Source organism: Streptomyces durbertensis, from assembly GCF_014156695.1.
Lineage (GTDB): Bacteria > Actinomycetota > Actinomycetes > Streptomycetales > Streptomycetaceae > Streptomyces > Streptomyces durbertensis.
Genome location: NZ_WMLF01000833.1, coordinates 1 through 1041 on the forward strand (window position 1 = coordinate 1; position 1041 = coordinate 1041).

The 1041-nt window shown below is 73.9% G+C and carries 1 protein-coding gene; it reads left to right on the top strand.

Annotation, left to right across the window (positions count from 1 at the left end; genetic code table 11):
* Positions 1-201: 201 nt before the first annotated feature.
* Positions 202-1041, top strand: an 840-nt coding sequence (locus GL263_RS27155) for a serine hydrolase domain-containing protein (RefSeq protein WP_182858379.1), incomplete at its 3' end; no start/stop codon positions are given.

Below are 1041 nucleotides of genomic sequence, written 5' to 3' on the forward strand. Positions count from 1 at the left end.
TCCCCCGGCTCCCCGCCCTCCTGACACCGGACACTCTCGCCACCGGGCTGCACACCCACGCCTACGTGCGGTCCCACGCCCAGGCCCGCGCCTGGTGGCCGGACCTGACCGGCACCCTCCACGACGCCTGACCGCGCCGGGTAGCCTCGACGGGGACCACACCGGGGGCAGTTGGGCCCCCAAGAGGGGGCCAGGAACACCATGCCGCACAGCGACAGTCTCGACGCACTCGTCCACCGGACAGCACACACACTCTCCGCCAAGCAACGCGGCGCGGTGGTCGTCGGCGCCGTCCGGGGCGACAACAGCGCCGTCCACGGCGCCGATCCGGCAACGCTGTTCGAGATCGGCTCCATCAGCAAGACGTTCACCTCACTCGCGCTCGCCACGCTCGCGACCCGGGAGGAGGTCTCACTCCAGGCGCCGCTGTACACACTCCTCCCGCACGGCGCGGCCGTCCCCGGCCGGAGCGGCGAACCGATCCGCCTGGAACACCTCGCGTGCCACACCTCCGGACTGCCCAAGCTGCCACGCGGCCTCATGCCCCGCGGCCTGTTCAGCAAGGACCCGTACGCCCACTGCACCACCCCGTTCCTGCTGGACGGACTGCGCCGCACCCGGCTCCGTTCCACCCCCGGCACGCGCTTCCACTACTCCAACCTCGGCGCCGGCCTGCTCGGCCTCGCTCTCGCCCACCACACCGCACAGGACTACGACACCCTCATACGCACCGAGGTCGCGGACCCCCTCAAGCTCCACGACACGGCCGTCACCCTCACCCCCGAGCAGACCGCGCGGCTGACCCCCGGCCACACCGCCCTCGGCCGCCGCACGGCACGCTGGCGCCTGGCCGACCTCGCAGGCGCGGGAGGCATCCACTCCACCGTCCCCGACCTGCTGCTGCTCGCCCGCGCCCACCTCACACCCCCGGCCGCCGAGCCCGCTCCGCCTGCGGGCCCGCTCGCCGACGCCGTCCGCCTCACCCGCACAACCGCCCACCCGATCCCCGGCGGCCCGAGCAAAGCCCACCCCGGCTGGATC